Below are 4,885 nucleotides of genomic sequence, written 5' to 3'. Positions count from 1 at the left end.
GATTATTTCCGCCACGTTGTTTGAGCGCATCGTCGGCATGTCGATGAAGCACCGGCCCAAACGCGTCGGCAGCTTTGCGCAGAACATCCATGAATTTCAGACCCTGCGCGATTTCCTCGCCTCGCTGACCCTCACCAGCCTGATCGACCTGCCGTTTACCTTGCTGGTATTGCTGGTCATCGCCTTGCTTGGCGGGCACTTGGTGTGGATTCCGGTCATGGCCTTTCCGTTGGCCTTGCTGATCAGTTGGGCGTTGCAAAAACCGCTGACCGAAACCATTGAGCGCAGCATGGCCCTGGCCGCTGAGCGGCAATCGAGCCTGATCGAAACCCTCGCCGGCCTCGACGCAGTAAAGGTCAACAACGCCGAAAGCGAGCGCCAGTACCAATGGGAGCAAACCATTGGCACCTTGAGCCGCCTGGAGTTGAAGGCGCGCATGCTGTCCAACCTGGCGATGAACTCGACCATGCTGATTCAGCAGTTGGCCGGGGTGATCATGATTATTTTCGGCGTGTACCAGATCATCGACGGCAACCTGAGCATGGGCGGTTTGATCGCCTGTTACATGCTCAGTGGCCGCGCATTGGGGCCGTTGTCGCAACTGTCCGGGCTGCTTAGCCGTTACCAGCAAGCCAAGGTCACCATGAACTCGGTGGACCAGATGATGGACCTGCCGCAAGAGCGCCAGGCCGACGACCGCCCGCTGACCCGCTCGCGGGTGCAGGGCGCCATCGAATTGCGCGGGCTCAACTTTAACTACCCGCAGGCGCAAAACACCGCGTTGATCAACATGAACCTGGTGATCCGCCCCGGCGAAAAAATCGGCATCATCGGCCGCAGCGGCTCAGGCAAAAGCTCGTTGGCCAAGTTGCTGGTTGGCCTGCACCAAGCCGACTCCGGCAGCCTCTTGGTGGACGGTGTGGATATGCGCCAACTGGACATCAGCGAGCTGCGCCACAACATCGGCTACGTCCCGCAAGACATCCATCTATTCAGCGGCACCCTGCGCGACAACCTAGTCAGCGGCGCCCGTTACGTTGAAGACGAGTTGGTGCTGCAAGCGGCTGAGTTGGCCGGCGTTCATGAGTTCGCCCGGCTGCACCCGCAAGGTTATGAGCTGCAAGTGGGCGAGCGCGGCCATCAGCTTTCCGGTGGCCAACGGCAGAACGTTGCCCTGGCTCGTGCGTTGTTGCTTGATCCGCCGATTCTGTTGCTCGACGAGCCCACCAGCGGCATGGACAACACCGGTGAAGTGCACCTCAAGCAACGCCTGCAAGCGGTGATCGCCACCAAGACCGTGCTGCTGATTACCCACCGTTCTTCGATGCTCGACCTGGTCGACCGCCTGCTGATTATCGACAAGGGTCAGATCATTGCCGACGGCCCGAAAAACGCTGTTATGGAAGCTTTGAAGAAGGGGCAGATCAGTGTCGCTTAACTCTCTTGCCCGTTACTTCAAAGGTCGCGATTCGCTGGATGATCAGCCGCTGCCAGAGCTCAACAAAGCCCTGGTGGAAGACGCGCCGCGCGTGGTGCGCCTGACCATCTGGGGGCTTATCGGCTTCTTCGTGTTTATGCTCGGCTGGGCGCATTTTGCTCAGATTGACGAAGTGACCCGCGGCGATGGCAAAGCCATTCCCTCGTCGAAGATTCAGAAAATCCAGAACCTGGAAGGCGGCATTGTCGCTGAGCTGTTTGTCCATGAAGGGCAGATCGTCAAAGTCGGCGATCCGCTGCTGCGCTTGGATGACACGCGCTTTGTCTCTAACGTCGGCGAAACCGAAGCCGAGCGCTTGGGCTGGCAACTGCGCGTTGATCGTCTGGTGGCCGAGACCGAGGGTAAGCCGCTGGTGATCAGCGACGACATTCGCGCCAAGGTGCCGAGTCAGGCCGAAAGTGAATTGCAGTTGTACCAAAGCCGCCAGCAACAACTCAGCGATGAAGTGGCCGGCCTGCAACAGCAACTGGTGCAAAAGCAGCAAGAACTGCGCGAGTTTGCCTCCAAGCAGGAGCAATACCGCAATAGCCTGAACCTGCTGCGCCAGGAGATCGCCATGTCTGAGCCATTGGTGGCCCAGGGCGCGATTTCGCAAGTGGAAGTGCTGCGCCTGAAACGCGCCGAAGTGGAAAACCGTGGGCAGATGGACGCCACCAGCTTGGCCATTCCGCGCGCGCAATCGGCCATCACTGAAGCCGAACGCAAGATCGACGAAACCCGTGGCAAATTCCGCAGCGACGCGCTAACGCAGTTGAACGAAGCGCGTACCGAACTGAGTAAGTCGCAAGCCACCGGCAAGGCCCTGGAAGACCGGGTAAACCGAACCCTGGTGACCTCGCCCGTGCGCGGTATTGTTAAAAGCCTGCTGGTCAACACCATTGGTGGGGTGATACAGCCGGGCAGTGATTTGGTTGAAGTGGTGCCGCTGGACGACACCCTGCTGGTGGAGGCAAAAATCCGCCCGCAAGACATTGCCTTTTTGCACCCAGGCCAAGAAGCCATCGTTAAATTCACTGCCTACGACTACACCATTTACGGCGGTCTGAAAGCCAAGCTGGAACAGATCGGTGCCGACACCGTTACCGATGAAGACGGCAAAAACACCTACTACCTGATCAAACTGCGCACCGACAAAAGCCACCTGGGCACCGAGGAAAAACCGCTGTTGATCATTCCAGGCATGGTGGCATCGGTGGATATCATCACCGGCAAGAAAAGCATCTTGAGCTACCTGCTCAAACCCATTCTGCGGGCCAAGGCTGAGGCGCTGCGCGAGCGTTAATCGGCGTACTGGGCGATAACTGTGTGCGTCCTGGTGCGCCTAGCACACCCTACAAAAGCCTAAGCGCGGTCAGCTGCTGATCTTGTAGGGTGTGCTCTGCGCACCAAGCGATCTATGCCGTGACAGCGGGCAGCGCCAAAACGCGTTGCCCCCATCACAAATCCTTAAGCGGATGCTTTCCTTCCCACGTCGGCACAAAATGCGCGTCAATCACCGAGGCGGGAATGGTCGCTACATCCGGCCAATGCCAGTGCGGGGCGTTGTCTTTGTCGATCAGCCGCGCACGCACGCCTTCGGCAAATTCCGGATGGCGGCAGCTGTTTAAGCTCATGCCGTATTCCATGCGAAACACCTCGGCCAACGACAAGTGCTTGCTGCGCTGTATCTGCTCCCAAACCAAGTGCGCCGTCAGCGGGCAGCCGCCGGCCAGGGTTTTCGCGCCACGGGCAAGCAGGCCGTCGCTGCTGTCTTGCAGGGCCACTAACACCTTCCAGGCACTGGGCAGGTCGGCGACGTCGAGCAGGTGGTCGATATGGTTGCGCCGTGGCATCAGTTGCGCGTCGGGCAGTTGCTGGTTGGCTTCATGTTCCAGAGCCTTGAGCAGGCTGTTGAGCTGGCGCGCCGGTTGCTCGTTCCAGTTCAGTTGCAGCAGACCGTCGATCAGGGTGTCTTGCTGGTCATCGGCCAAAAAGCGGTCGGCCCAGCCCAGGAGCAGGGCGTCATGGGCGTTTACTTGGGTGGCGGTTAAGCCGAGGAACAAGCCGAGCTTGCCGGGCAGGCGACTGAGAAACCAACTGCCGCCCACGTCCGGGTACAAACCGATATTGATCTCCGGCATGGCCAACCGGCTGCTGGGCGTCACGATGCGAATGCTCGCGCCTTGCAGCAAGCCCATGCCGCCGCCCAGCACATAGCCGTGGGCCCAGCAGATAAAAGGTTTGGGGTAGGTGTGAATGCGGTAGTCGAGGCGGTATTCATCGCTAAAAAAACGCCCCGCCAGCGGCGGTACTTCGCCGGGGTGTTCGCGGCAGGCTTCGACTAACTTACGCACGTCGCCGCCAGCACAGAAGGCTTTTTCGCCATTGGCGCGCAGCAGCACGCAGGCAATGCTCGGGTCTTGCGCCCAGGCCGCCAGCTTGTCGTCCAGGGCGTTGATCATCGGCAGTGAAAGGGCGTTCAGGCTGCTGGCCGCATCCAAGGTGGCAATGCCAATGCGGGCGCCGTGCTGGCCGAGGAGTTCTTCGAAAGTGACATTCATACACACAGACTCCTGACTACTTATTGCGCCATTGCGGCTCGCGTTTTTCCAGAAAGGCATTAACCCCTTCGCGAGTGTCGTCGGCGTCGAATAGGTCAACAAAACGTTCGCGCTCCTCCGACAACCAGGCGTTAGGTCCACGCTCACGGGCACCCTGAATCAACGGCTTGATGGTGCGCACCGCCACTGGGCTCTGCCGTGCCACTTTGGCCGCCAGTAAAAGGGCATGGCCGCGGGCTTCGCCGCTGTCCACCACCTGTTCGACCAGGCCGATACGCAATGCAGTGTCGGCGTCTACGCGGTCGCCGCAAAGAATCATGCGTTTGGCCCAACCTTCACCCACCAGCCAGGCCAGCGCCTGGGTGCCGCCAGCGCAGGGCAATAAGCCCACGGTGGCTTCCGGCAGGGCCATTTGCGCCTGGCGTTCAGCAATACGGATATCGCAGGCCAGCGCACATTCCAGGCCGCCGCCCATGGCGTAACCGTTGATGGCAGCGATGGACACCCCACGGAAATCGCGCAGTGCTTCAAAGGCTTCGCCAAAGCGCCGAGCCATTTCCCGGGCGCGGCTCTTGTCGCCATCGGCAAATAAATTGAGGTCGGCGCCGGCGCTGAAAAACTTGCTGCCCTGGCCGGTGATCACCAAGGCATAGATATCGTCGTCGTGGTTAAGGTGGTCGATCAGTTGTTTCAGGCCGATCAGCGACTCGCGGTCCCAGGTATTGGCCGGCGGGTGGTTGATGGTCAGCAGGGCAGTGTGGCCGTGTTTTTCTACCGTCAGCTTATGGGTCAGGTCGGCCAGGCCTGGGTGATAGGTTTCAATGGCAGTGCTCATTAACTCGTATCC

The 4,885-nt window shown here is 59.8% G+C and carries 4 protein-coding genes; 2 read left to right on the top strand and 2 right to left on the bottom strand.

Annotated features, from left to right (window positions below):
* Nucleotides 1-1,438 (top strand): type I secretion system permease/ATPase (locus AAAB16_RS21345; protein WP_340665136.1); only part of this gene is annotated, 1,438 nt, incomplete at its 5' end.
* Nucleotides 1,428-2,780 (top strand): HlyD family type I secretion periplasmic adaptor subunit, encoded by a 1,353-nt coding sequence (locus AAAB16_RS21340; RefSeq protein ID WP_340665135.1) that lies wholly within the window; start codon nucleotides 1,428-1,430, stop codon nucleotides 2,778-2,780. The genes AAAB16_RS21345 and AAAB16_RS21340, both read left to right, overlap by 11 nt.
* Before the next feature lie 154 nt (nucleotides 2,781-2,934).
* On the opposite strand, the gene AAAB16_RS21335 is transcribed toward AAAB16_RS21340, so the two are convergent.
* Together AAAB16_RS21335 and AAAB16_RS21330 are read right to left on the bottom strand one after the other, a co-directional pair.
* Nucleotides 2,935-4,038 (bottom strand): enoyl-CoA hydratase/isomerase family protein, encoded by a 1,104-nt coding sequence (locus tag AAAB16_RS21335; RefSeq protein ID WP_340665134.1) that lies wholly within the window; start codon nucleotides 4,036-4,038, stop codon nucleotides 2,935-2,937.
* A 16-nt stretch (nucleotides 4,039-4,054) separates the two neighbouring features.
* Nucleotides 4,055-4,873 carry an enoyl-CoA hydratase gene (locus AAAB16_RS21330; protein ID WP_340665137.1) on the bottom strand — a complete coding sequence of 273 codons (819 nt, stop codon included), beginning with the start codon at nucleotides 4,871-4,873 and terminating at the stop codon, nucleotides 4,055-4,057.
* Nucleotides 4,874-4,885 lie beyond the last annotated feature (12 nt).

It is taken from the genome of Pseudomonas sp. (assembly GCF_037994325.1).
In the GTDB taxonomy this organism is placed as follows: Bacteria; Pseudomonadota; Gammaproteobacteria; order Pseudomonadales; family Pseudomonadaceae; genus Aquipseudomonas.
The sequence above is the reverse complement of the archived record's forward strand: the minus strand, read 5'-3'. Positions and strand labels throughout refer to the sequence as shown.